The organism is Halorubrum salinarum, assembly GCF_013267195.1.
Lineage (GTDB): Archaea > Halobacteriota > Halobacteria > Halobacteriales > Haloferacaceae > Halorubrum > Halorubrum salinarum.
The window spans coordinates 2637309-2662326 of record NZ_CP053941.1 but is presented as its reverse complement, the minus strand read 5'-3'; the positions used below and the strand labels follow the sequence as shown (position 1 = coordinate 2662326).

General features: G+C 71.1%; 26 protein-coding genes. 15 read left to right on the top strand and 11 right to left on the bottom strand.

The features are described 5' to 3' along the window. Positions 1-94: 94 nt before the first annotated feature. Both HPS36_RS13590 and tnpA read right to left on the bottom strand, forming a co-directional pair. The gene (locus HPS36_RS13590; protein ID WP_173230557.1) at positions 95-1267 is read right to left on the bottom strand and encodes an RNA-guided endonuclease InsQ/TnpB family protein; all 1173 of its coding nucleotides are present in this window, start codon (positions 1265-1267) and stop codon (positions 95-97) included. Positions 1268-1269: 2 nt separating this feature from the next. Beyond that, positions 1270-1659 carry an IS200/IS605 family transposase gene (tnpA, locus tag HPS36_RS13585; RefSeq protein WP_137716292.1) on the bottom strand — a complete coding sequence of 130 codons (390 nt, stop codon included), beginning with the start codon at positions 1657-1659 and terminating at the stop codon, positions 1270-1272. 263 nt (positions 1660-1922) lie between these two features. Here tnpA and HPS36_RS13580 point away from each other — a divergent pair, with 263 nt between their 5' ends. After that, entirely contained in the window at positions 1923-2783 is an 861-nt protein-coding gene (locus HPS36_RS13580) for a hypothetical protein (RefSeq protein ID WP_173230556.1), read from the top strand. Between the two features lie 164 nt (positions 2784-2947). On the opposite strand, the gene HPS36_RS13575 is transcribed toward HPS36_RS13580, so the two are convergent. Next, a complete protein-coding gene (locus HPS36_RS13575; protein WP_173230555.1) occupies positions 2948-4597 on the bottom strand; it encodes an NADH-quinone oxidoreductase subunit D in 1650 nt (549 codons plus the stop codon). A gap of 84 nt (positions 4598-4681) precedes the next feature. Here HPS36_RS13575 and HPS36_RS13570 point away from each other — a divergent pair, with 84 nt between their 5' ends. Beyond that, positions 4682-5350: a helix-turn-helix domain-containing protein gene (locus HPS36_RS13570; RefSeq protein ID WP_173230554.1), complete on the top strand. Its 669-nt coding sequence runs from the start codon at positions 4682-4684 to the stop codon at positions 5348-5350. A gap of 67 nt (positions 5351-5417) precedes the next feature. Here the strand turns inward: HPS36_RS13570 and HPS36_RS13565 are convergent, their stop codons facing one another. Beyond that, complete coding sequence (locus HPS36_RS13565) at positions 5418-6161, bottom strand: ThuA domain-containing protein (protein ID WP_173230553.1); 744 nt, start codon at positions 6159-6161, stop codon at positions 5418-5420. A 67-nt stretch (positions 6162-6228) separates the two neighbouring features. Here HPS36_RS13565 and HPS36_RS13560 point away from each other — a divergent pair, with 67 nt between their 5' ends. Beyond that, positions 6229-6462, top strand: coding sequence for a hypothetical protein (locus tag HPS36_RS13560; protein ID WP_235681712.1), 234 nt, complete (start codon positions 6229-6231; stop codon positions 6460-6462). 15 nt (positions 6463-6477) lie between these two features. Here the strand turns inward: HPS36_RS13560 and HPS36_RS13555 are convergent, their stop codons facing one another. Next, positions 6478-6861 carry a TlpA family protein disulfide reductase gene (locus tag HPS36_RS13555; RefSeq protein WP_173230552.1) on the bottom strand — a complete coding sequence of 128 codons (384 nt, stop codon included), beginning with the start codon at positions 6859-6861 and terminating at the stop codon, positions 6478-6480. A 129-nt stretch (positions 6862-6990) separates the two neighbouring features. On the opposite strand from HPS36_RS13555, the gene HPS36_RS13550 reads away from it, so the two are divergent. From HPS36_RS13550 to HPS36_RS13525, 6 genes are all read left to right on the top strand, one after another. Continuing rightward, positions 6991-7908: a PLP-dependent cysteine synthase family protein gene (locus HPS36_RS13550; RefSeq protein ID WP_173230551.1), complete on the top strand. Its 918-nt coding sequence runs from the start codon at positions 6991-6993 to the stop codon at positions 7906-7908. A 41-nt stretch (positions 7909-7949) separates the two neighbouring features. Further along, the gene (locus HPS36_RS13545) at positions 7950-8378 is read left to right on the top strand and encodes a hypothetical protein (protein ID WP_235681711.1); all 429 of its coding nucleotides are present in this window, start codon (positions 7950-7952) and stop codon (positions 8376-8378) included. After that, positions 8378-8935 (top strand): MOSC domain-containing protein, encoded by a 558-nt coding sequence (locus HPS36_RS13540; RefSeq protein WP_173230550.1) that lies wholly within the window; start codon positions 8378-8380, stop codon positions 8933-8935. The genes HPS36_RS13545 and HPS36_RS13540 overlap by 1 nt, the downstream gene beginning before the upstream one ends. 82 nt (positions 8936-9017) lie before the next feature. Next, positions 9018-10145 carry a DUF3179 domain-containing protein gene (locus tag HPS36_RS13535; RefSeq protein WP_173230549.1) on the top strand — a complete coding sequence of 376 codons (1128 nt, stop codon included), beginning with the start codon at positions 9018-9020 and terminating at the stop codon, positions 10143-10145. Beyond that, entirely contained in the window at positions 10135-10779 is a 645-nt protein-coding gene (locus HPS36_RS13530; protein WP_173230548.1) for a hypothetical protein, read from the top strand. Before HPS36_RS13535 ends, HPS36_RS13530 begins: the two co-directional genes overlap by 11 nt. Before the next feature lie 134 nt (positions 10780-10913). After that, positions 10914-12131, top strand: coding sequence for an MFS transporter (locus tag HPS36_RS13525; protein WP_173230547.1), 1218 nt, complete (start codon positions 10914-10916; stop codon positions 12129-12131). A 66-nt stretch (positions 12132-12197) separates the two neighbouring features. On the opposite strand, the gene HPS36_RS13520 is transcribed toward HPS36_RS13525, so the two are convergent. Continuing rightward, the gene (locus tag HPS36_RS13520) at positions 12198-14222 is read right to left on the bottom strand and encodes a peroxidase family protein (protein WP_235681710.1); all 2025 of its coding nucleotides are present in this window, start codon (positions 14220-14222) and stop codon (positions 12198-12200) included. A 235-nt stretch (positions 14223-14457) separates the two neighbouring features. On the opposite strand from HPS36_RS13520, the gene HPS36_RS13515 reads away from it, so the two are divergent. Both HPS36_RS13515 and HPS36_RS13510 read left to right on the top strand, forming a co-directional pair. Continuing rightward, complete coding sequence (locus tag HPS36_RS13515; RefSeq protein WP_173230832.1) at positions 14458-15246, top strand: PHP domain-containing protein; 789 nt, start codon at positions 14458-14460, stop codon at positions 15244-15246. A gap of 214 nt (positions 15247-15460) precedes the next feature. Further along, positions 15461-15697: a hypothetical protein gene (locus HPS36_RS13510; protein ID WP_173230546.1), complete on the top strand. Its 237-nt coding sequence runs from the start codon at positions 15461-15463 to the stop codon at positions 15695-15697. A gap of 25 nt (positions 15698-15722) precedes the next feature. On the opposite strand, the gene HPS36_RS13505 is transcribed toward HPS36_RS13510, so the two are convergent. After that, a complete protein-coding gene (locus HPS36_RS13505) occupies positions 15723-16961 on the bottom strand; it encodes a mandelate racemase/muconate lactonizing enzyme family protein (protein WP_173230545.1) in 1239 nt (412 codons plus the stop codon). 96 nt (positions 16962-17057) lie between these two features. On the opposite strand from HPS36_RS13505, the gene HPS36_RS13500 reads away from it, so the two are divergent. Beyond that, positions 17058-17534, top strand: a complete 477-nt coding sequence (locus HPS36_RS13500; protein WP_173230544.1) for a TRAM domain-containing protein — start codon at positions 17058-17060, stop codon at positions 17532-17534. 12 nt (positions 17535-17546) lie between these two features. Here HPS36_RS13500 and HPS36_RS13495 read toward each other — a convergent pair whose 3' ends face one another. Together HPS36_RS13495 and HPS36_RS13490 are read right to left on the bottom strand one after the other, a co-directional pair. Further along, positions 17547-18677 (bottom strand): geranylgeranyl reductase family protein, encoded by a 1131-nt coding sequence (locus tag HPS36_RS13495; RefSeq protein ID WP_173230543.1) that lies wholly within the window; start codon positions 18675-18677, stop codon positions 17547-17549. A gap of 90 nt (positions 18678-18767) precedes the next feature. After that, positions 18768-21002, bottom strand: a complete 2235-nt coding sequence (locus tag HPS36_RS13490; protein WP_173230542.1) for a thioredoxin domain-containing protein — start codon at positions 21000-21002, stop codon at positions 18768-18770. 140 nt (positions 21003-21142) lie between these two features. Here HPS36_RS13490 and purD point away from each other — a divergent pair, with 140 nt between their 5' ends. Both purD and HPS36_RS13480 read left to right on the top strand, forming a co-directional pair. Next, a complete protein-coding gene (gene purD, locus HPS36_RS13485) occupies positions 21143-22426 on the top strand; it encodes a phosphoribosylamine--glycine ligase (RefSeq protein WP_173230541.1) in 1284 nt (427 codons plus the stop codon). 64 nt (positions 22427-22490) lie between these two features. Next, the gene (locus HPS36_RS13480; protein ID WP_173230540.1) at positions 22491-23087 is read left to right on the top strand and encodes an acyltransferase; all 597 of its coding nucleotides are present in this window, start codon (positions 22491-22493) and stop codon (positions 23085-23087) included. Positions 23088-23099: 12 nt separating this feature from the next. On the opposite strand, the gene HPS36_RS13475 is transcribed toward HPS36_RS13480, so the two are convergent. Beyond that, a complete protein-coding gene (locus HPS36_RS13475; protein WP_173230539.1) occupies positions 23100-23414 on the bottom strand; it encodes a DUF5798 family protein in 315 nt (104 codons plus the stop codon). Between the two features lie 95 nt (positions 23415-23509). Here HPS36_RS13475 and surE point away from each other — a divergent pair, with 95 nt between their 5' ends. Beyond that, positions 23510-24304, top strand: coding sequence for a 5'/3'-nucleotidase SurE (gene surE / locus HPS36_RS13470; RefSeq protein ID WP_173230538.1), 795 nt, complete (start codon positions 23510-23512; stop codon positions 24302-24304). A gap of 27 nt (positions 24305-24331) precedes the next feature. Here the strand turns inward: surE and HPS36_RS13465 are convergent, their stop codons facing one another. Next, complete coding sequence (locus HPS36_RS13465; RefSeq protein WP_173230537.1) at positions 24332-25003, bottom strand: nucleotide exchange factor GrpE; 672 nt, start codon at positions 25001-25003, stop codon at positions 24332-24334. Positions 25004-25018: the final 15 nt, after the last annotated feature.

Below are 25018 nucleotides of genomic sequence, written 5' to 3'. Positions count from 1 at the left end.
CAAGCTCGTCCTCGTGCTGTCGCTCGTCGCGCTCGCGTACTTCCTCTTCGCCGGCGACAAGCAGCCGGTCGAAGTCGAGTGACTTCTCTCACGACTAAAGTCGTGGGCTTCCCTCACTGAGGGTTAGCCCCACGTCTTCGGGAGAGTTCGCAGGTTCCATCTCACCGCTGGTTCCTTCGAGTACGACCTGCGTTTCGGGCTGAGCCACGACAGCCCCCGCCGTCGATAGCGGGCTCGTGATGTCCTTACCGACGGCTCGTTGCCCAATATTCGACGCCCCGTTTTTATCCGCGTTGTCATCCAACCCACAGTCGTGACACTCCAGACGCCCCTGTACCTCACGACTCGTGTTCTTCGATCCACACCGCCAGCACGTCACGGACGTATTGTGCTCCTTTACTGAGATACACTCGCGTCCATCGAGGTGGGCTTTGTATGTGAGAATATTCGCCATTTTCGCGTACGGCATCTTGTGGGTCTTATCGTTCACGTACCGCCCCTCATCATTGTCGACTCGCAACCCAGTCATATCACCGAACACGATGACGGCGTTGCGCTCCTGAGCGCGAGCGATCAGTTCGTTCGCCACCTGATACAACTCGTGTTCGACCGTTCTGGATTCCTTGTCACCGAGGCGCTCCATGACCTTCGCTCCGGAGCGCACCTTCCTCTTTCCGATGGATTTGCGGAGTTGCTTGTAGTGTTCGCGGACGCGACGGACTTCTGCGCCGTGGAACGTGGTGTCACGGTCAGAGAGCAACGTGCTGACGGCTATCCATTTCGCACCCATATCGACGGCGAGTACGTCGTCGTAGGCGTCTGCGACGGCCACAGACCGTTTACAGACGAGGTGGACGTACCACTCGCCGTCTCGCTGGACGAGTTCCGAATCGCGGATACACTCGTCGGTGAACAGGTGCGTGTCTTTTTCGGGGACGCGAACGGGCACCCAGACGCTATCCCCGTGTTCCTTCTCGGGGTTGTAGACTGGGAGTTTGAACCACCACGACGAGAGAACAGTGTCTTCGTCGTGTTCGATGGTGATACAGTCGTTACGAAGGACGACGGGTTGGTCGGTGTCCGCTCGCGGGTTCTTGTTCGACCGGACTTTGCCCGCCTGTTGCTTGGTGGCGGAGTAGAGGTTCGCGTCGTCGTCACCGTGAACGGCGTCTTGAAACGCGGTGTACTCGCGTTCGACGAGGCGGGCTTTCCGCTCGGTGAGCGAGTGGAGTTTGACCCGTACCGTAGTGGTGACTTCTCGACGCATCGTCATCGTCCGGTCTGTGATTCGATGTACTCCTCGATGGCCTGGCTGGACACCTCGCCCGCGCTGGAGACGAAGTACGAGCGCGTCCACAGCGAGGGGAGGCCGAAGTCGAACTCCTCGCGGAGGTTCCGTGAGGTGTAGCCCTTGACCTGCTGAATGATTTTGTTCGGTGCGAGTTTCGGACTCCCCGTGATGAACAGGTGTACGTGGTCGGGTTGGATTGCCAGTTGGAGGATGTCGAGATCGAGCTCGTCGGCTTTCTCGCCGATGAGTTGGTCAAGACGGTTGGCAACCTCATCCGTCAGCACCGGCTTGCGGTACTTCGAACACCACACGAAGTGGTAGTGGAGGTTGCGTACCAATGTTCGCTCTCGACTGTACCCTCGTGGCATACGATTAGATAAATATCACTCTATATTAGGTCTTGTTCTTATATCAACGCTCGGTCGGCTATCGCGGATGGATTGTGTCATGTGTAGTCGGATTCAACTCACCACTGAAGTCGTGGGCTTTCTCCTCGAATTTCTGTAACGCGGCCGGACTCGCGCCCTCCTCGGGCCGTCTCGCGTACCGGACCGCACGAACCGCTGAGTCGCATCGCGATCGATCGCCGCGAGACCGTCCGTTTTTACCGACCAGCCACGTAGCCGAGGCCATGTACGGGGTCGTCACGCGCAACGCCGACGAGGTCGAGATGGAGCCGTTCGACCTCGGGTTCTACGAGGTGAAAGACGTCACGGGCCGGGCGGCCGAGCCGCTGCCGAACGCCGTGAACATGGTGTCGTGTTTCGGCGACAACGCCGCCGCGAGCGAGAACGAGGAACTCGTTCCGGTCGACGAGCGCGGCGAGCCGGCGACCCGCGACCGCGAGTACTTCGACTGGGCGTACATCTGCCCGACGCACCCAGAGTACCGCGAGGGGCTGTTCGAGATAATCGCGGACTGCGCGGACGCGAACGGGGACGTACGCCTCGACGACGTTGGGTTCCCCCGCGAGGGCTTCTGTCACTGCGACCGCTGCGAGCGCCTGTTCGCCGAGAGCGACCGCGACGACTTCGCCGACTGGCGCGCCGACGTGATCACCGAGTTCGTCGCCGAGGCGGCCGACCTCGTCCCCGGGCGGCTCCTGCTCACGCTGTACCCCGACCCCTATCCCGACCACCTCTACGAGCGCGCCGGCCTGGACCTCGACCGGCTCGCCGACCACGTCGACGAGTTCGTCGTCCCGCTGTACGACACCGAGTACGCGACGACCTACTGGCTGGAGACCATCGCCCGGGGGTTCGGCTCGCGGCTCGGGGGCGACTACGACCTCCACGGCGCGCCGCCGGAGACGCCGTTCTCGCTGGAGCTGTACGCGGTCGAGGTCGACGTCGACGACCTGATCCACGCCGCCGAGGTGGCCGAGACGTACGCGAAGGACGTGTTCTTCGGCTACGACGCGAACAACGCGGCCGCCGCGCTCCGCCGGAAGGACGCCGACTCGCGGGACGGCGAGGTCCACCGCCCCGAGTAAACGAGGGGTTATATACCCGGCCGGCCGAGGGGTACTCGACCGGCCGCCGGCGTGCGACACATCCGGTCGTCTCGCGTTCGCGCGAGGCGGTCGCCTTTCAACGTCCGCGCCGTAGCGGCGGTCGCTCTACACCGCCGAGCCGCCGGCTCGTCGCTCGGACGGCCTCACCGGTCGACCTCGCCCATGATCGTGTCTAAGCTCCCCAGCGACGCGATCAGGTCCGGGATCGACTCGCCCTCGGCCATCTCGGGGAGCGCCTGGAGGTTCGAGAACGACGGGCCGCGGATCTTGAACCGGGCGGGCTCGTCCGTCCCGTCGGCGCGGATGTAGATCCCGAGTTCGCCCTTCGCGGCCTCGACCGCGCGGTAGACCTCCGCGTCGTCGTCCGGGCGGATCGTTCGCGGAACGTTCGCCTGGACGGTGCGTTCGCCCTCGGGCCAGCCGTCGAGCAGGTCGACGCACTGCTCGACGATCTTCGCGGACTCCTCGACCTCGCGCATCCGGACGAGCAGGCGGCTGTAGTTGTCGCAGCCGTCCTCGGTCACCACGTCCCAGTCGAGCTCGTCGTAGTAGCCGTAGGGGTCGTCGCGGCGCAGGTCGTAGTCGACGCCCGAGCCCCGGAGGACCGGCCCGGTCGTCCCGTACTCCTTCGCGACCTCGGGCGGGAGCGTCCCGGTGTCGACCGTGCGGATCTGGAGGATCTCGTTCCGCGTCAGGAGGTCGTGGTACTCCTCGATCCGGCGCGGGAGCCCGTCGAGGTACTCGCGGACGCCCCGGAGGAACGCCTCGCGGGGCTCGGGGAGGTCCCACGCGACGCCGCCGGGCCGGAAGTAGTTGAACATCAGCCGCTGGCCCGTCAGATCTTCGAGCAGGTCCTGGACGCGCTCGCGCTCCTGGATGGCGTACATGAACGTCGCCGTGAAGTCGCCGATCACGTCGAGCGCGTACGCCCCCATCGCCAGCATGTGCGAGAGGACGCGACTGAGCTCCGCGGCCATGGTGCGGATCACCTGCGCGTACTCGGGCACCTCGATGTCCGCGAGGTCCTCGGCGACGCGCGCGTAGGCCCACTCGTTGAGCAGGCCGCCGCCGCCCCAGTCCCAGCGGTCCGGGTACGGCATGATCTGGTGGCGGTACGTCCCCGACTGGGCCATCTGCTCCTCGCACCGGTGGATGTAGCCGATGTCCGGCTCCACGCCGACCACGTCCTCGCCGTCGAGCGTCACCTGGAGGTGGAGCACGCCGTGGGTCGCGGGGTGATGCGGCCCGATGTTGAGGAGCATCGTGTCGCTCCCGGCCGCCGTCGAGGAGCCGGGCTCGATCGGCTCGTTCTCGGAGAGCGAGACGATCTGCGGCCGGTCTCTGTCGTAGTCCGCCGAGAGCGGGTGACCCTGCCACGTCTCCGGCAGGAGGATCCGGCGCAGGTCGGGGTGGTCGTCGTACTCGACGCCGACGAGGTCGTACGCCTCGCGCTCGTGCCAGTCCGCCGTGCGGAACACCGGCGCCGCCGACTCCGAGACCGGCTCGTCGCCGTCGGCGGGGACCACGACGCTGAGCTCCCGCGTGGGGTCGTCGTACGACCGCAGGTGGTAGATCGACTCGTAGCGGCCCTCGTACTCCTGTGCCGTGACGCAGGCGAGGTGGTCGTACCCCGCCTCGGACCGCAGCGCGGAGAGGGCCTCCTGAACGTCGTCGGGCCGGACCCTCGCGGCGGGGGCGTTCAGGTGCTCCTCTCGCGCCGTGACCAGCTCGCGGATCGGCCCGAACGGGTCGTCCGTCCCGTCCTCGCCGTCGCGCGGCAGCGCAGTCGACATACCCGAAGTGAGGCGGGCGCGCGACCCGAGGCTTCTGCCGGCCCCATGCGGGTATTTATAAGATCGGCGTCGGCAGTGTCCCGCGTGAAGTACCTGCGCCTCGAACTCCGGTACCCGCCGGCCCTCATCCATCCGATACACCGGCTGGTCGACGAGTCGGACGCCGTCGAGCGGGACGTGCTCCTCCACGGCAGCCTCTTCGACGAGACGGCCGACACGTTCCTGTTCTACGTCGAGGGGGACATCGACGTGTACGCCGAGGCGCTGCGGTCCGTCGACCGGATCCGGGAGTTCGAGATCACCCGGATCGACGAGTCGGGCCACTACGTCTTCCTCACGCAGCGGCGCGACGCGGTCGACGAGGCCATGTTCGGGTCGCTCCGACGGACCGGCGTCGTCGTCGTCCCGCCGATCGACTTCCGTCCGGACGGGGTCGCGAGGCTGACCGTCCTCGGGGACCACGAGCCGCTTCGAGACGCGCTCGCCGGGCTCCCGGACCGGATCGACAGCGAGGTCCTCCGGATCGGGGAGTACGACTGGCGACAGCACCTCTTCGACCCGGAGCTGACGGACCGGCAGTTCGACGCGCTCGCGGCCGCCGTCGAGTGCGGCTACTACGAGTCCCCGCGCGCGGCGTCCGTCGAGGACGTGGCCGACCGGATCGACGCCGCCCCGAGCACCGCGTCCGAACACCTCCGGAAGGCCGAGTCGGCGATGATGAAGTCGTTCATCGACCTTCGTGACGTGGCCTGACCGGCGGCGACGGCGAGGCGAGCGAGAGAGGGCGGGCGGACCCGGGTTGCGACCGGCCGGCGCCAGCTCAGTGAACTGTCCGGTCGTCGCTCGTGTCGATCGCTTCGATCGGGTCGGCGTTGCCGAACTCGGGCGCGGGGCCGTCGCCCGGCGCCGCCCACTCGACCGCGTTCCGAAGGACCTGCCGAACGTCCTCGTCGTAGTATATCGGGTACGTCTCGTGGCCGGGCCGGAAGTAGAACACCTTCCCGCTCCCACGGCGGTAACAGCAGCCGGACCGGAACACTTCGCCGCCCTCGAACCAGGAGGTGAACACGAGCGTGTCGGGCGCGGGCACGTCGAACCGCTCGCCGTACATCTCGGTCTCCGCCAGCTCGACGTACTCGCCGATCCCGTCGGCGATCGGGTGGCTCGGTTCGATCGTCCACAGTCGCTCGCGCTCGGCGGCCTCGCGCCACTTCAGCGAGCAGCTGGTGCCCATCAGCCGCTTGAAAACCTTCGAGTAGTGCGCGGAGTGGAGCGCGATCAGGCCCGTGCCGTCGAGGACGCGCTCCTGGACGCGGTCGACGACCGCGTCGCGCACCTCGTCGTGCGCGGCGTGGCCCCACCAGACGAGGACGTCGGTGTCGTCCAAGGCGGCCTCGGTGAGCCCGTGGTCCGGCCCCTCGTCGAGCGTCGCGGTGCGGACCTCGTGACCGCCCTCACGGAGCGCGTCCGCGACGACGGCGTGGATCCCGTCGGGGTACACGTCGGCGACGACGTCGCTCTCGCGCTCGTGTCGGTACTCGTTCCAGACCGTGACGCGTGCCATACGCCGCGTGAACGCCGGACCGACTTGAGCGCTCGGCCGCGACTGTCCTCGGGCGACCCGAAGGCACTTGTTTTCTGTCCAACAGAACGAGATATGGTCGGTCCCCGACAGTTGTACCGACGACTGGGCGCGCGGTCTCTCCAGGCTCCGCTACGCGCTCCTCACCGGCGTGATCGCGACGGCGTCGGTCCTCGTGGTCGGCGTCCTTTTTAATACCTCCACGACATTTCAGGCGGTCACGATGGGCGTCACGATGGCCGCGCTCTACTACGCGTTCGACATGAACGCGAGAGCCGACTGAACGACGGGAAACGGGTCAGGCGGTCGCTTCGACGTCCGCGAGCCGCTCGGCCAGGAACTCCGCGATGGAGACCTCCGCCTCCTCGACGAACCGCGCGAGCTCCTCGCCCCCGGGCGACTCGACGACGACGGTCGGGATCAGCTCGATCCCGTACTCCTCGACCAGTTCGCCCTCCTTGCCGTCCGGTCCCTTCGTCACCGGAAACGCCTCGATGCGGTCGTCCGGGACCCCGGCGGCCGCGAGCGCGGCGCCGAACTCCGGGAGCTGGCGCTGGCAGTCGCCGCACCAGTCGCCGCCCCACACCTTGAACACGTACTCCTCGGCCGCGAGCGCGTCGAGAACGGCGTCGTCGAACGCGTCCGCGTCGACGTCGGCGGGCGCGAGCGTTTCGAGTGTCATTGCCCGGGCGTAGGTCGCGGAGGCACGTAAACGGCGCGTCGGTGGCAAGACGGGCCCTCTGGGTTCGCGATCGACATCGATTGCCGCAGTCCGCGGGGCCTTTGGGTCGCGACCGCCTCCGTCCGGATAATGGACGACGACATCCTGTCGACGCTCGGCTCGCCGCTGGTGCGGGTCGACGCGCCCGCGGGAACGACCGTGGCGGCGAAGGTCGAGTCCCGGAACCCGGGCGGCTCGGCGAAGGACCGCCCCGCGCTGTACATGATCGAGGCGGCCGAGTCGGCCGGCGAGATCGAGCCGGGCGACCGCATCGTCGAACCCACCTCGGGCAACACCGGCATCGGGCTGGCGATGGCCGGCGCGGCGCGCGGCTACGACGTCACGCTCGTGATCCCGGAGGGGAAGTCGATCGAGCGCCGACGGCTGATGAAGGCGTACGGCGCGACCGTCGAGCTCGTCGACGGCGACATCTCCGACGCCAAGGACCGCGCGGACGAGCTGGAGGCGGAGCCGAACACCGTTCAGCTGCGGCAGTTCGAGAACCCCGCCAACCCCCGCGCGCACTACGAGACGACGGGCCCGGAGATCCTCGACCAGGTGGGCGATCGGACCGTCGACGCCCTCGTCGCCGGGGTCGGTACCGGCGGCACCCTCTCCGGGATCGGCCGTCGACTGCGGGAGGCGTTCCCGGACGTGCGTATCGACGCCGTCGAGCCCGCGGACAACGCCGTCCTCTCGGGCGACCCGCCGGGCGACGACCGCTTCCAGGGAATGGGTCCGGGGTTCGTCGCGCCGAACCTCGCCGTCGACCTGATCGACGAGGTACACACGGTCGAGCTCGCTGACGCGGAGGCCGAGTGCCGACGGCTCGCCCGCGAGGAGGGAATCTTAGTCGGCCAGTCGTCCGGGGCCTCCAACCTCGCCGCGAAGGACGTCGCGGCCGAGCTCCGCGAGCGCGGCGCGTTCGCCGGCGAGGAACCCCTCGTCGTCACCGTCTTCTGGGACAGCGGCGAGCGCTACCTGACCGCGGGCACCTTCGACGAGTGACCGACCCCGGTGTTGATTAGCGTCCGGCCCGCAAATCGCCCGTGAACCCGCGCACCGAACCGAACGAGTCGTCCGAGGGCGGCCCGGTCGATGGCGATCCGGTCGACGGCGACCCGTCGAGTCCGTTCGGCGCCTCGGACCGCCGCTTCGACGGCCCCTGGCTGGCCGCGCTCGCGGCGACCGTCGCGGCGTGGACGCTGCTGTACGCGCTCGACTACGCGTTCCTGACGCCCGAGACGCCGCTCGGTGCGACAGTCGACTTCGCGCACGGCTACCTCCTCGCGCCGCTGGCGACCGCGACGCTGCTGCTCGACTCGCTCTCGCTCGCGGAGCGTCGCGTCGTCGACATGGGCGTGTTCAAGTGGGTCTACGCGCTCGTCGCCCTGCCCGCGCCGCCGGTCGCGGCCGTCTACTACGCGCACCGCGAGTGGCTGAAGCCCGCCGACGCGGACCTCCTCGGTGGGCCGTGATGCCGGCGGACGAGGCCGACGCGGACGGCCCCGGCAGCGTCGCGTCGCTCGTCACCGCGCCGGAGGGCGGCGCGCCCCCAGTCCGCCGCGAGGCCGTCGAGATCCGTCCGGACGGCGTGGAGGGCGACCGCTACCGCGGCGGCGACGGCCACTTCCAGCTCGACGCCTGCGCGGTCACCCTCGTCGCCGCGTCGGCGCTCGCCGCGGTCCGGGAGGCGACCGGGGTCGACCTCCGCGACGGCCGCCACCGCCGGAACGTCGTCGTCGACGGGGTCGATCCCGGGATGGACTCGCTCCTCGGCGCGACCGTCGCCGTCGGCGACGCGCTCCTGCGGCCGACGCGGCGTCGACCCCCGTGCGCGCACTTGGAGGAGGTCGCCGGCGAGGAGGGGATCGCGGCGGCGCTCCGGAACCGCGGCGGGCTCTGCTGTGAGGTGGTCGAACCCGGTCGCGTCGCCGTCGGCGACGCGGTTCGGATCCGCGAGGCGGACCCGCGGACCGCCGGCGCGGCCATCGCGGAGCGGCTGCGGGAGGGCTCGCCGGGCGGACACGAGTGAGGTTCGTGTCGGCTTGGGCGGCTGTGCGTGCGAAACACACCCACGCTTCGGATTTTACTCGTTCGCCCCCCGAGCGGTCGGTATGAACCGGACTCGTCGGTCGATGCTCGCCGGATTCGCGTCGGCCGGCGCCCTCGGTCTCGCCGGCTGCGTCGGCGGCGGCAGCGGAGGCGGCCCCGGCGGCGAGGGCCCGGACGGCGACGCGGCGAGCGACGGCGGCGGCCCGCCGCCGACCGTCGAGGCGGAGTACCACGTCGCCTACGAGCCCGAGCGCCTGGTGTCGCGGTCCCTCGACGGCGGCGTGGGCAAGGACGGGATACCCTCCGTCGACGACCCCTCGTTCCGCCCGATCGGTGAGGTGAACTTCGCGCGGGGCACGCCGGTGTTCGGCGTCGTCCGCGGCGGTGCGGCGAAAGCGTACCCCCGCCACCTGCTCGCGCATCACGAGATCGTCAACGACGTGGTCGGCGGCGAGCCGGTCGCGGTCACGTACTGTCCGCTGACCGGGACGGCGCAGGGGTTCCGCCGGGGCGACACGACCTTCGGCGTCTCCGGGCGCCTCGTCAACTCGAACCTGATCATGTACGACCGGGGGACCGACAGCTGGTGGCCGCAGATGCTCGCCACGGGGATCGACGGCCCGCTGGCCGGGGAGACGCTCGACGAGTTCCGGGTCACGTGGACGGCGGCCGAGGCGTGGGCCGACCGCCACCCGGACTCGCTCGTCATGACCGACGAGACCGGGTACGTCCGCCGGTACGAGAGCGACCCCTACGGGACGTACGCCCCGCTCGGCGGCTACTACGCCCAGGAGCGGACCGCGTTCCCGCCGCTCGCGTCGCCGGAGGAGGGGCACCCGAAGTCGGTCGTCATCGGGGCGCGGACGGCGGCGGGCGCCGTCGCGTTCGACAAGGCGACGCTGCTCGCGGAGCGCACGCTGACGGGGAGGGTCGGCGAGAGCGGCGCGCGCGTCGTCGCCGTCGCCGACCCGGGGCTCGCGACCGGCCACGTCTACCGCAACCCCGAGGGGCTCTCCGTCGAGTCGGACGGCGACGGGTACCGCGTCGGTGGCGAGGGCGGCGGGTTCGCCGCGGCCGACCTCCCGTTAGAGGAGGTCCTCGCGTTCGACGCCATGTGGTTCGCGTGGGCCGGGTTCTACCCCGACACCGCGTTCGTCGGCGAGCACACGGGGGCGGGGGATGACCGCTGAGGCCCCCGCGTCGGCCGAGTCGCCGGGCGCGCGGGTCGCCGGACTGCTGCGCCGGACCGGGTTCGCGGTCCGCGCGGCGCTCGGTCGACGCGACGGCCGGGCGACGGCGCTGATCGCAGCGGGCGGGTACCTCCTCGCGTACCTCGTCGGACTCGGTCACCTTGGGCTCCGCGAGGGAGGGGCCGCGAGTGACGCCGGGCGGGCAGTCCCGACGGTCGACCTCGTCGTCGCGGGCGACCCGCTGGCGCTCGCGGCGCGGCGGGTCGCGCCGTTCCAGTACGAGCCCGTGGCGCTGCTGTCCGCCGGCCCGGTCGAGTACCTCTTCTCGCCGGTCAACGCGGCCCTCGGCGCGGCGCTGGCCGCGCTCGTGGGAGTCACGCTCGCGGTCTCGGTCGTCGCCTGGCGGGGGCCCGCGGCCTGTCGGATCGGCGCCGGCGCGGGGGCGGTCGCGGGAGTCCCCGGGCTGCTCTCCGGGTTCGCCTGCTGCGGCCCGACGCTCCTGCTCGTGATCGGGGTCCAGGCCTCCGCCGGGCTGCTCGCCGCGCTGCGTTGGTTCCTCCCGGTCTCGGTGGCCGGGCTCTGCGCCACGCTGCTGTGGGTCGGCAGCCGAGTCGACCCGGGCGCCGTCGAGTGAGGCGACCCCGCCCGACCGTCGGCGGTCGCCGCCGTCGGCGCGGACCGCTGTCGAGGGCATGGGCCCGCCGTCGCGTTCGCTGGAACCGAAAGCGTTGACGCGGCCCGGGCCGACCACCCGAGCGTGACTGTCGGATGAACTGGCGGTACCGCCACTCGGTGCTGACGCTGTGTATGCTCGCGTTCTTCGTGACGTACTTCGCCAGGCTGGCGATCAGCCCGGTCGTGCCCCTGATCATCGACGACTTCGGCGTGTCGAACACCGCGGTGGGGGTCGCGCTCTCCGGCATGTGGTTCGCCTACGGGCTCTCGCAGTTCCCGAGCGGCATCCTCGCCGACCGGTACGGCGAGCGCCGCGTGATCCTCGTCGCCGTGGGCGGGACGACCGCGACGAGCCTCCTGCTCGCCGTCGTGCCGGTCTTCCCCGCGTTCGTGCTGGCCGCGGTGCTGCTCGGGCTCGCGGCGGGGCTCCACTACGCGGTGGCGACCACGCTGCTCTCGCGGACGTTCGACGACCTCGGCACCGCGGTCGGGATCCACTCGCTCGGCGGGCCGCTCGCGGGGCTGGTCGCGCCGGTGGCCGCGACGTGGGTGGGGTTCCGCTACGGCTGGCGGCCAGGGGTCGCGCTGGCCGCGCTCGTCGGCGTCCCCATCTTCGCCCTGTTCGCGCGCCGCGTCCGTCCGACCGAGCCGCGGCGCCCGGACCAGCCGATGGCCGAGCGGCTCCGGCTCGCGCCGCTGCTCGAACTGGTCGGGCGCCGCGAGGTCCTCGTCCCGCTCGCGGTGGCGACGCTGGGGACGTACGTCGCGCAGGGCGTCATCTCCTTCCTCCCGACGTTCCTCGTCGAGCTCCGCGGGTACTCGCCCGCCTTCGCGGGCGGCGTCTTCTCGGCGTTCTTCGTCGTCCGCGCCGGCGCGCAGGTCGGGCTCGGGCGGCTCTCCGACCGGCTGGGCCGCGACGCGAGCATCGCCGCGGCCCTCCTCGGCGGGGCTCTCGGCCTCGGCGCGCTGGTCGCGCTCTCCGACCTCCTGCGGCTCCCGACCGCGATTGGGCTCCCCGCGCTCCCCGCGGTCGCGGGGCTCGGCGTCGCCGTCTTCCTCGCCGGCCTCGGGTCGAGCTTCTTCTCGGCCATCGACCCGCGCTTCATGGACGCGCTCGGCGACGCGGAGCGCGGCGCCGGGTTCGGCCTGATCCGGACCGTCTACACCGTCATCGGCTCGGCCGGCTCCGTCGGCGTCGGCCTCGTCGCGGACCTGCTCGGCTGGGCCGCGTCGTTCGCCGTCATCGCCGGCATGTCCGGGCTCGCGTTCCTCGTCATCTCCGCGAACGCGGTCGTCGGCGGGGGGCGGTGACGCGGCCGCGCGCCGGCCGCAGGTACCTCGCGGTTGCCCCGGAGTTCGGCGGCGAAGCCGCGGCGGTCAGCCGACGTAGCGCCGCCTCGTCGTCCGCTCGCCGTCCGCGTCGTACACGGCGACGACCTCGCCCTCGTCGTCGAGCGCGGGCGCGCCGCGGCCGAGGTAGTGGTCGGAGTCGGTGTCCGCGCCCGCGCCGACGTGGACCGTCAGCGTCTCGTCGGGGCCGAGCGTCGCGCTCGGGAGGCCGTCCCGCTGGCCCCCGAGGTCGATGACGTAGCCGGTCAGGTCGACCGGTTCGTCGCCGAGGTTCCGGAGCGTCACGGACTCGTCGAGGGCGTCCCCGGGGCCGCCGCCGACCCCGCTGCCCGGGCCGGCGTCGACGGCGTCGATCACGAGCCCGTCCGGGGCCGCCTCGGCCGCGAACGCCGTCACGTCGGCGAGCGTGTAGCCCTCTGTCGGCGTCGGCTGCGGGAGGCTCGGCTCCCAGTCGTCCGGCGCGGCGTTCGGGTAGGCGGTCTCGTCGGCCTCGATCAGGCCGATCAGCGTCTCGGCGACGATGCGGCTGCCGACCGCGCCGAGGCGCTCGCCGTCCTGCTGGTGTTCCGCCTCGGCGAGCACGTAGTACCACAGCGGCGAGTCGGGGTCCGCGCCGCGGCCGTGCGCCCGCAGGGTCTTCATCATCGGCGAGTCCTCGCCGAACGCCTCGTTGCGGATCGGGTCGTACCCCATCCGCGCGGCCACGTCCTGACCCGACGGGATGCCGAGCGCCTTCCCGCGCCGCAGGTTCCGGACGGCGAGCGAGGAGTCCCCGGAGATGGGCAGGTCGAACAGCGTCGGCGCGAGGAGCGGCTCCGTCTTGCGCGCGTGCTGGTAGTCGCCGTCGCCGGTGTCCAGCAGCCGCGACCAGTCGACGACGAGGTCGCTCGGGACGGGGCGGCCGCCGCGGAGGCTCCGGCCGTCGCCCGGGCCGGTGGGGAACAGCGGCACCTCGCCGACCTCGCCGTTGACGTCGAACGCGTTGGGGATCATGCTGTGGCCGAAGCGGTAGGCGGCGCCGCCGAACTCGACCGGGATGGCCGGCGTGCGTCCCGGCGGGAGGAAGAACTGCCGGCCGCGGTCCTCGATGTCGTCGAGGACGTACCGGTCGCAGATCCGCGGGAGGAAGTCGTGGCGCACGACCCACTGGTAGTGCCACCTGACGAGCCGCTGGGCGGCTTCGAGGACCGACTCGCCGTCCTCCACGAGGTCGGCGCCCGGCCCCCGGAGGTGGTCGACGACGCGGTTGTGGAAGTTCACGAACGCGAGCTGGAGCTGCGAGACGACGACGTTCTCGTCGTTGCGCGGGTCGCCGATCAGCGCGACCCCCTGCTCGTTGCGCTGGAGGTCGGTCCCCGGGAGCCCCGAGAGCCCGCCGCCGTCCGCGGCGTCCGGCGCGCCCGCCTCGCCGGTGAGCAGCTTGCGCTCGTCGGTCTCGTGGTCGTAGAGGAACGGCGCCGCCTCCGCGTTCGTCCGGTACATCGAGTCGAGGTCGAGCGCCGGCGTCCGGAAGTTCCGGAGCGCGGCCGGGTCGTTCCGACGGTCGATGTCGGAGGTCGGGTCGAACGTGATGTCGTGGTCGACGAACTGCCCGAAGATGCCGTAGCCCGCGGGCGTCTCGGCGTCGCCGACCGGGTCGTTCGGCGACTCCATCATCGGGGCGTCGGCCTCGCCGCCGGTCCCGCCGAGCGTCCGGAGCAGGTCGTCGTCGCGCTCGTACGGGTCGAGCTCGGGGAACTGCGTGTGGAACCGGTGGCTCCTGATCGGGCCCGCGTCGGTACACGCCGCCTCGTTCATCCCGCGGTGTTCGGTCCCCCCGTGGATCGCGATGCGGTGCGCGTTCACCGTGAGGCGGAGGGCACCCTCGTCCCCATCCGGCCGTCCTCGCCGCCGGACCGGCTCCTCGCTCCCCCCGCCGGCGGGGTTCCTGACGGTGAACGAGACCTCGTCGACGTCGACGCCCCCGTCCGGTTCGAGAACGAACCCCCCGTCGTCGTCGGTGGTCCAGTAGCCGATCCGGTCCCCGTCACCGCCCCGCCGTTCGCCGACCACGATCCGTCCCGCGAGCGGTCGGTCGTCCCCGTCGACGACGCGACAGCGTATCTTGCCAGTAGTACTTATGGTACGATAAACCAATCATCAGCGAGAAAAAATTTTCTAAATGAACTTTCAACCCGTTTAGCGGATCATGTTGCTGGTGGAGGCGTCGGGCGAGCGGCCGGACGGGGCGCGGTACCGCGTCGCGCGCGACCCGAACCTTCGAGTCGGCCCGCGACCAAGGCGAGGCGTGTACGACTACCACGCCCACACGAACTACTCGGACGGGGCGTTCCTGCGCTGGATGGTCGAGGCGGCCGCGGACGCCGGGCTCGACGGGATCGGGTTCGCCGATCACTGTAACGTCTCGCCGGACTCGACCGCGCGGCGCCACAAGCGCGCGTTCGGGTTCAACCTCGACCTGACCTACGAGCGGCGCCGCGAGGCGATCGAGGCGGTCCGCGACGAGGTCGCCATCGACGTGTTCGACGCCGCCGAGATGGACTACGACCCCGCCCACGAGGGGGCTATCGCCGAGTTCCTCGACGACGCCGGCTTCGACTACGCGGTCGGGAGCGTCCACGACCTCGACGGCGCGAACGTCCACACGCGGTCCCACTTCGCGGACAAGCCGGAGTCGGAGCGGCGCGACCTGGTCGACCGCTACTTCGAGAAGCTGGTCGCCCTGATCGACTCGGAGCTGTTCGCGATCGCGGCGCACCCGGACCTGATCGAGCGCAACCCGCACCTCCGCGGGCTCGCGACCGAGGACCACTACGCCGCCGTCGCGGACGCCTTCCGGGGCTCGCGGACCGTCCCCGAGATCAACGCCGGCCGGCTGCTCGACGACTACGGGGAGTTCCATCCGGCGCCGGCGTTCCTCGACCGCCTCGTCGACGCCGGCGTCGACGTGACCGTCGGCACCGACAGCCACGCGCCGGACGAGATCGCGCCGCGCGTGCGAGAGGTCGAGGCGGAGCTCGACCGGCGCGGGCTTGATTCGGTCCAGCTCGACGAAATCGCGACGAAAAGGGCCTGACGCGATCGCCTATCGGGCCGAGCGGAGTCTAGATTCGTCGGGCGATCCCGCGCTGGTCAAGCCCACGGAGACTAATGCGGTTCGGCTGCTGGATACCGAGAGCGTCGGATACGGAGAGCGCATTCGTCGGATCGACGCGAGGCGGTCCGCAGACCTTCGGTGTGAGTTCAACAATCGAACAAGAACTAAGCAGCGCAGGGACGAACCAGATCCCGTGGCCCTCCTATCGTCTCTCACTCGGAACTTAACTGAACAGGACGGGCGGAAGATTGCGACGATCGTGTCGACGATGACCGTCGGACTCCCGGTCTATACAGCGCTCATGTCTCTCACCGGCGTAATCGATATTCCGACGACGGCCCGCTTCCTCGCGATCACGTCGCTCATCGGGTTCGCGATGTCACTGCTGATGATATCTGCCTATCTGTTGGGGAACAAGGTCACCGCCTGACGGAGTCAGGCGAGTCTGACCCGGCTTATGCCGGATCGAACAGCGTCTCGCCCTCGACCATGTGCTCCTCGACGGTGTCCAGATCGAGCGTGAGGCCGAGGCCCGGCTTCTCCGGCACCTCGATGTAGCCGTCCTCGATCACGTCCTCCTCGACGAGGTCCTCCCACCAGCCCAGTTCGTAGGAGTGGTACTCGATGGCGAGCGAGTTCGGGATGGAGGTGCCGACGTGGGCCGCCGCCATCGTCGCGATCGGCGAGGCGACGTTGTGCATCGCGACCGGGACGTAGTACTGGTTCGCTACGTCCGCGATCTTGCGGGTCTCGCGCATGCCGCCGACCTTCGGGAGGTCGGGTGCGACGATGTCGACCGCCTGGTTCTCGATGAGGCGGCGGAGCTCGGTGACGCGGTAGCGGTTCTCGCCGACCGTGATCGGCGTGGTCGTGCTCTTGGTGACCTCCTCCTGGACTTCGAGGTTCTCCGGCGGGACCGGGTCTTCGAGCCACCACACGTCGTACTCCTCGATGGCGTCCGCGAGCCGCTTCGCGGAGCCGCCCGAGAACGTCCAGTGGCAGTCGAAGGAGACGTCGGCCTTGTCCTTCACGCGCTCGGTGACCTTCTCGACGATCTCCGCCTTGTGGCGGATCTCGCCGGGGCGGAGGTGGCGGTTCGCGCGGTCCTTCTCGAAGCCGCTCGGCACGTCGAGGTCGAACTTCAGCGCGTCGTAGCCCAGCTCGTCGACGACGCGCTCGGCCTCGTCCGCGCACGCCTCGGGGTCCGCCTCCTCCTCGGTGTGGCAGTCGCAGTAGACGCGCATCTGGTCGCGGTACTTCCCGCCGAGCAGCTGGTAGGCGGGCACGTCGAGGATCTTGCCGGCGAGGTCGTGGAGCGCGACCTCGATGCCCGAGATGGCCGTGACGGTGACGCCCTCGACGGAGCCCTCGCCGGACATCTTCTGGATGAGGTGCTCGTAGAGGCGGTCGATGTCGAGCGGGTTCTCGCCGACCACGAACGGCTTCATGCGCTCGATGAGCTCCGGGACGCCCGCGCCCCAGTACGCCTCGCCGGTGCCGACGACGCCCGCGTCGGTGTACACGCGGACGAGCGTCCACGGGAAGTTCCCGTCGACCATCGTCGTCTGAACGTCAGTGATCTCGACGTCGCGGCCGCCCCCGCGCGTCCCGGTGGTCCCCATCGTCTCGGCGGAGAGCTCTCGCATCGTGTACTCCGCGTTCGGGTCGTGGAGCGACTCGTAGTTTCGGCTCATACCGCGTGGGTTAATTCGGAACAGGGTAAACGTTTACCTTCGCCCGTGGTCCGCCCGAACAGGTGGCTTTTCATCCCCGTGCGCGCAATGGCACCCATGGTCGAAATCACTGATTCTCTCGCGTGTCTGTACACCGGACGGGTGGAGTCCCGCGGCGACGACTACGTCGTCACCGTCCCGGCCTCGGAGATCGAACACGGAAGCGTCAGCGTGGGCGAGACGTATCGGATCGCCGTCCTGGACCGCGCCGACTCGCCGGCGGAGTCGACGGACGACGCCGACGCCGCGTCCGTCCCCGAGACGAACGGCACTTCTGACGGCACGCCGTCCGACGACGGCCAGCGGCCCACCTCTCGGGGGGCCGCCGGCGCGGTCCAGCCGGACCCGCCCGTCTCAGAGGGGGAGGTACGGGACGTGACGATCGAGACGCTCGGCGACAAGGGCGACGGGATCGCGAAGATCGAACGCGGCTACGTCGTCATCGTTCCCGACGCGGAGCCGGGCGAGCAGCCGACCGTCGAGATCACGAGCGTCCGCGAGAACGTCTCGTTCGCGAACGTCGTCGACGAGTAGCGACCGATCGGGTCACTGTGCCTCCCGGTTGTCGGGGTGTATCCGTTCCGGGGGGGTCGCCCGCGAGAACAGCGACCGCAGGTTCGACGCCGAGAAGAACGAGGACGGCTCGTCCATGTGGACGCCGATCTCGCCGGACAGCGCCCGCAGCCCGACCCGCTGGACCGGTTCCGGGAGCGAGTAACACCGCCTGATCGCCTTCCCGAGCCGGATCTCCGTGGCCAGCTCGGCGCGCCACCCGGACTCGTAGTCCGCGAGCGTCGCCGGGTCCGCCGGGTCGATCGCCGCCGCGGCCACGTCGGCCGCGCGCATCCCGTAGAGGATGCCGCCGCCGGTGAACGGCTTCGTCTGCGCGGCGGCGTCGCCGATCAGGAAGCCGCGGTCGCTCGTCGTCCGCGACGGCGGTCCGACCGGGATCGCGCCCGAGCAGCGGCGGTCGGTCGTCGCGCCGTAGGCGTCCGTGAGCCGCTCGAACATCCCCGACACGTCCTCGCTCGGCGGCGCCGCCAGCCCGTACTCGACGCCAGCGTCGCCGCGGGGGATCCGCCACGCGAAGAACGTCGGCGCGGTGAGGTGGACGTCGACGTAGTCGCCCGCGTCCGCCGCGGGGTCGAACCCGAGGACGCCGTGGAGGAGTTCGTCCGGCTCCGGGAGGTCGAGCGCGCGCCGCACCCGCGAAGTGGGCCCGTCGCAGCCGGCGACCATCCGGGCCTCGACCCGCTCCACGTCGCCCGCGGGCGTCCGAACGTCCACGGCGACCCGGTCGGAGCGCTCCTCGACGCCGACGACCGTGTGGTCCTCCCGGACGTCGGCGCCCGCCTCGCGCGCGGCCTCGGCGAGGGTTCGGTCGAGCCCGACGCGGTCGATCACGTTGGAGACCGGCTCTCGCTTGTAGAAGGGGTAGGACCGCGACCCTGGACCGCCGACGTGGAAGCGGGCCCCGTACACCCTGTTCTGGAGGAGGTCGTCGCGGGCGCCGTCGGGGGCGTACTCCCACACGTCGTCGGAGACGTGCCCGGAGCAGGCGAGCGGCTCGCCGACCGACCCCTTCTCGAAGGCGACGACGTCGCGGCCGGCCTCGGCCGCGCGTCGGGCGAACCGCGACCCCGGCGGTCCCGCGCCGACGACGACGAAGTCGTACATGGTCGGGTCGTGGTGACGGGGGTAGTTAAGCGCGACGCGCCGACCCGGCCGGTCCCGGCGGGGCGGGGGCCGAGGGGTCGGTAGGGCCGCCTACTCGGACGACTCCCGGGTTTCCAGCCACGAGAGCGCCGCGTCGAGGTCCGTCCGCGGCGGCGAGCAGGTGAACCCCTCGCAGACGTACGCGGTCGGTTCGCCGTCGACCGCGTCGCGGTCCGCCCAGATCGGCGGGGCCTCGGTCATGCCGAGGCGGTCGAGCCACTCGTCGAGGCCGGCATCGGTCGCGGGTCGGGGCGCGACCAGCGCGCCCGGGAGGTACCGCTCGCCGAGCGTCTCGCGCCAGCCGTCGGGGACCGCGTCGGCGGCGACGGTCACCTCGATCCCGCCGGTCTCGACCAGGTCGGCCGCCCGCACGAGGGAGGCGTGTTCCAGCGGGCTCCCGCGGATCCGGTCGGCGTGGGTCCGCACGACGCGCTCGGCGATCTCGCGGAACTCGCCGTCCGTCCGGAAGCCGTCGAGGAGCGCGAGCGTCTCGGCGGCGACGCCGAGGCTCGACGGCGTCGACCGGTCGGTGAACTCCTGCGGGCGCGCGATGAGGGGCCCGGCGTCGGCGGTCTCGTCGCCGGCGTTGCCGGGGCCGTCTCGCGCCTCGCCGTCGAGGTCGCGGGTGAAGTAGATCGTCCCGTCGTCGGCGTCGTGGAACTCGTCGACGAGCGCGTCGGCGAGGTCGAGGGCGAACCCGAGCGGCTCCGGGTCGCCGGTCGCCGCGTACGTGTCGAGCGCGCCGCGCGCGAGGAACGCGTAGTCGTCGAGGTACCCCGGGCCGCGCACGTCGCCGTCGAGCCAGCGCCGGGCGAGCGCGCCGGTCTCGCGGTCGGCGTCGTAGAGGCGTTCCCGACAGAAGTCGAGCGCCTCGCGGGCGATCTCGGCGTACTCTTCGCCGAGGGCGTTCCCGGCCCGGGCGAACGCGGAGATCGCTCGCCCGTTCCACGAGGCCAGCACCTTCTCGTCGCGGGCGGGGCGCGGGCGCTCCTCGCGGGCGTCGAACAGCTCGGTGCGCGCCTCGATCAGGACCTCTCGGACCTCTTCGGGCGACAGGTCGCGGTCGCCGGCCAGCTCCTCGACGGACGCGGCGACCGTCGGGACGGTCGTGCCGCGCTCGAAGTTGCCGCCGGCCCGGATCCCGTACCGCTCCTTGGCGAGCGACGCGGCCGGCTCGTCGAGGATAGCGTCGACCTCTTCGGGCGTCCACACGTAGAACGCCCCCTCGACGTCTCCCCCCTCATCGCCCCCGCGGCTCGCGGGCGGTCGGCTGCGCGCGTCGAGGGTGCTGAAGAAGCCGCCGCCCTCGTGGCGAAGCTCGCGGTCGAGGAACGCCAGCGACTCGCTCGCGACGCGGGCGTACGCTGGGTCGCCCGAGAGCCGGTAGCCGTCGAGGTAGACCATCGGCAGCTCGGCGTTGTCGTACAGCATCTTCTCGAAGTGCGGGACCGTCCACTCGCGGTCGACCGCGTAGCGGTGGAACCCGCCGCCGATCTGGTCGTACATGCCCCCGCGGGCCATCCCGTCGAGCGTGCCGGTCGCGGCCGACAGGAGCGCGTCCCGGCCGCGCCCGGCGTAGGCGCGCATGAGGAGGTCGATCCGGCCGGGCATCGGGAACTTCGCGCCGCCGCTCCCGAAGCCGCCGTGCTCCTCGTCGTAGCCGCGCAGCGCGGCCGCCGCGGCCGTGTCGAGCAAGTCCTCGCCCGCTGGCCGAGCGGCGTCCGCCCCGCTCGGATCGGCCGCGTCCGGCGTCGGCACCGACTCCAGCTCGTCGCGCGCGCTCTCGGCCCACTGGTCGGCGCGCCGCTTCATCTCCTCGCGCTGCTCCGGGTCGCTCCAGGAGTCGGCGATGCGTTCGCACAGGTCGCGGAAGCCGGGCTGATTCCGCCGCGGCTCGGGCGGGAAGTAGGTCCCGACGTAGAACGGCTTCCCCTCCGGGGTACACCACGCCGAGAGCGGCCACCCGCCGCCGCCCGTGACGAGCTGGCAGACGGTCATGAACGTGCTGTCGACGTCCGGCCGCTCCTCCCGGTCGACCTTGACCGGGACGAACGACTCGTTGACCACGCCCGCGACCGACTCGTCCTCGAAGCTCTCCTCGGCCATGACGTGACACCAGTGACACGAGGAGTAGCCGATGGAGACGAACACCGGAACGTCGTGCTCCTGAGCGCGCTCGAACGCCTCGTCGCCCCACGGCTGCCAGTTGACGGGGTTGTCGGCGTGCTGTTGGAGGTACGGGCTCGCCTCGCCGTCGAGGCGATTCCGCTCGGTCGGCTGTGGCATGGGCCCGATTCGGCCCGGCGGGGCAAAAGGCGTCCGCACCGGGGCGATTCCCGCTTCGAGCGCAGTTCTATCCACGTCTGCGCATATATCGAGCCCGATAGAGAGTAAGGTTTACACTACCGTGCGGACACCCGTCGGGCATGACGGAGACCGTACTCGTGGTGGGGGGCGGCGGGCGCGAACACGCGATCGCCCGCGCCGTGGCCGACGACTGCGCGCTGTACGCCTGCGCGAGCGTCCGGAACCCGGGGATCCGACGGTTGGCGGACGGGTTCGAGGCGATCGACGAGACCGATCCGGCCGCGGTCGCCGACTACGCGACCGAGGTCGGCGCGGACCTCGCGGTCATCGGCCCGGAGTCGGCGTTGGAGGCGGGGGTCGCGGACGCGCTCGACGACGCCGGCGTCTACGCGTTCGGCCCGCGGGCCGCGGAGGCCCGGCTGGAGACAGACAAGGCGTACCAGCGGGAGTTCATGGAGGAGCACGCGATCCCGGGCTGTCCGGACTACGCGGTGTTCGACGACACGGAGGCGGCCTGCGAGTACATCGACGAGTACGACGGCGACCTCGCGGTCAAGCCCGCCGGGCTCACCGGCGGGAAGGGCGTGAAGGTGATCGGCGACCAGGTGACGAGCGAGGAGGCCAAGGCGTACCTCCGCGACTCCGACTACGACCGCGTGGTGCTGGAGGAGCGGCTCGTCGGCGAGGAGTTCACGATCCAGGCGTTCGTCGCCGACGGCGACCTGCGGACGACGCCGGCGGTCCAGGACCACAAGCGCGCCTACGAGGGCGACGAGGGGCCCAACACCGGCGGGATGGGCTCGTACTCCGACACGGGGCCGTCGCTGCCGTTCATGCGCGAGGGAGACTACGAGGCCGCGGTCGAGGTACTGGAGGCGGTCGTCGACGCGCTCCCCGAGTACAAGGGCGTCCTCTACGGTCAGTTCATGCTCACGGACGCGGGCCCGAAGGTCGTCGAGTTCAACGCGCGCTTCGGCGACCCGGAGGCGATGAACACGCTGCCCGTCCTCGACACGCCGTTCGTCGACGTGCTCGCCGCCGCGCGCGACGGCGACTCCCTCCCGGAGCTCTCCTTCTCCGGCGAGGCGACCGTCTGTAAGTACGCGGTGCCGGACGGCTATCCGACCGACCCCGACGCGGGCGCCGAGATCGCGGTCGACGAGGAGAGCGCGGGCGACGCGCTCCTCTACTACGCCAGCGTCGACGAGCGCGACGGCCGCCTGTACACGACCACGTCGCGGGCGTTCGCCGTCGTCGGCCGCGGCGACTCCGTCGCGGCCGCCGAGGCGCAGGCGGAGGACGCCCTGGCGGCCGCGGGCGACCGCGTCCGCATCCGCCACGACATCGGCACGGCCGACCTCGTCCAGCGCCGGATCGACCACATGGACGACCTCCGGAGCTGACCGGGCGCGTTCCGACCGACCCCCCGGAGCGACCCTTTTATTCTCCCCGTCCGAACGGGACGACGTGACCGACGATGACGCGGCCGCGACGCGCGACGACACCGAGCCGGCACGCGGCGACCAGGGCGCGAGGCCCGACGGCGCCGACCCATCCCGGAGCGACCGCCTCGACCGGTTTCCGACGCCGGGACCGCGCAACTCCCTGTGGTCGTGGCCGGACGCGAAGTCGCCGCTCGCGGTCGTCCGCAACTACGTCGTGATCGTCGTCGCGCGGATCTGTCCGAGCCTCCGGCTGAAGAACTGGCTGCTGCGGCGGATCGGCGTCACGGTCGGCGCCGGCGTCGCCTGGGGGTTGGAGTCGACGCCCGACGTGTTCTGGCCCGAGCGGATCCGCGTCGGCGACGACGCAGTCATCGGGTACGACGCCACGCTGCTGTGCCACGAGTTCCTCCACGAGGAGTACCGCCTCGGCGACGTGGTCGTCGAGGACGAGGCGATGGTCGGCGCCGGGGCGATAGTGCTGCCCGGCGTCACCGTCGGCGAGGGGGCGCGCGTCGCCGCGAACTCGCTCGTCGCCGAGGACGTGCCGCCGGGCGCGACCGTCGCGGGCGTGCCGGCCGAGGTCGTCTCGCGGGCGGAGACGGCCGCGAGCGACGACTGACGCGACCGTCGGTTACGCCGCGTTATCGTCGGCGTCGTCGCTCTCGTCCGCGTCGTCGGCCGCGTCGGCCGCCGACTCCTCGGCGTCGGTGATGTGCGCCTCGGTGCTCACGCGCGCCAGGTCGACGCCGACCTCCTCGGCGACGGCGTCGAGGACGGCCCGCTGTTCGGCCATCTCGTTTTCGAGCGTCTTGACGCGCTCCGCGGTGTCTTTCACCGTCTCCTGCGTCTCGTCGACCTCGTCGCGGAGCTCGCTGATCTTCTTGTACGTGCGCTCCGCGCGGTCCGCGAGGGTCTGGATCTTCTTTGCGGTGTCCCCGAATCCCATATCGACGGGTCGGCCCGGCGATACGTGTGCTTTTCCGTTCGACGCGACGCCCGCGCCGACGGTGGACTTTTGCCCGACTCGCCCGTGGTAGGGGTATGAGCGTCGACCGGATCCTGTTGACCAACGACGACGGCGTCGACGCCGCGGGGCTGCGCGCGCTCCACGACGCGCTCGCGACCGAGTACGCGGTGACGGTCGTCGCGCCGGCCGACGACCAGTCGTCCGTCGGCCGCCGCCTCTCCGACGACGTCGCGGTCGACGACCACGAGCTGGGGTACGTCCTCGACGGGACCCCCGTCGACTGCGTCGTCGCCGGCCTCGACGAACTCGTCCCGGAGGCGGACGCGGTCGTCGCGGGCTGCAACGAGGGGGCGAACCTCGGCGCCTACACGCTCGGCCGGTCGGGGACCGTCTCCGCGGCGGTCGAGGCCGCGTTCTTCGACGTGCCCGCGGTCGCGACCTCGATGTACGTGCCCGGCGGCGACGACTGGTGGAAGCGGGAGTTCGCGGCCGCGGACTTCGCGCACGCGGCACGGGCGACGCGGTACCTCGTCGACGAGGCGGTCGACGCCGGCGTGTTCGAGCGGGCGGACTACCTCAACGTCAACGCGCCCATCGCGGACGAGGACCGCGCGCCGCTCCGCGTCACGACGCCCTCGACGTGGTACGGGATGCGCGCGGAGCGCAACGGGGACGGTCGCGTCGGGTTCTCCGACCCGATCTGGGGCCGGATGAACGACGGCGACGTGCCGGATCCCGTTGGGACCGACCGGCGCGCCGTCGTCGACGGCGAGGTGTCGGTCTCGCCGCTCTCGGTGCCGCACGCCGCGGCGCCGAACGCCGGGCTCGACGACCTCGCCGACGCCTACGAATCGGCGGTCCGGTCCTGACGCGCCGCGGGAACCGAGGCGCGCGAGCTATTCGCCGTCGCCGGTGCTGACGGTCACCTTCGCCTCGCTCAGCACGCGGTCGCCCATCTCGTAGCCGGGCTCGTACACCTCGTGGATCGTCCCCTCGGGGCGGTCGCTGTCGACGCGGAGCATCACCTGGTGGCGCGCCGGGTCGACCTCCTCGCCCGGCTCCGGCTCGATGGGTTCGACCCCCTCGTCGGCGAGCACGTCGTCGAACTTCTCCAGCGTCGACTCCACGCCGGGGCGGAGGTCGCTCCCCTCGTCCTGGTCGAGCGCGCGCAGGAGGTCGTTCCGGACGGGCGCGATCCGCTCGACGAGCGCCTCGGAGGCGCGCTCGCGGATCTCCTCCTGCTTCCGCTTCGCGCGCTCCTTGTAGTTGCTGAAGTCCGCCTTCACGCGGGCGAGCTTGCTCGTCAGCTCCTCGACCTCCTCGTCGCGCTCGCGCAGCGCCTCGCGGGTCTCGGCGAGGTCGGCCTCCAGCGCCGCGACCTCGCGCGCGAGCGCCTCGTCGTGCTCGGCGACGGCTGCGGCGAGCGCCTCCTCGTCGTGACGGGCGTCGCCGTCGGCCGACTCTGCGGCCGCTTCCTCGGCGGTCGCCTCCGCCGTGCCGTTCGTCCGCGCCGCGTCGCCCGCCTCGTCCTCGGCGGACTCGACGTCGACGGCGTCGTCGTCGCTCATACCCGATCGAAGTCG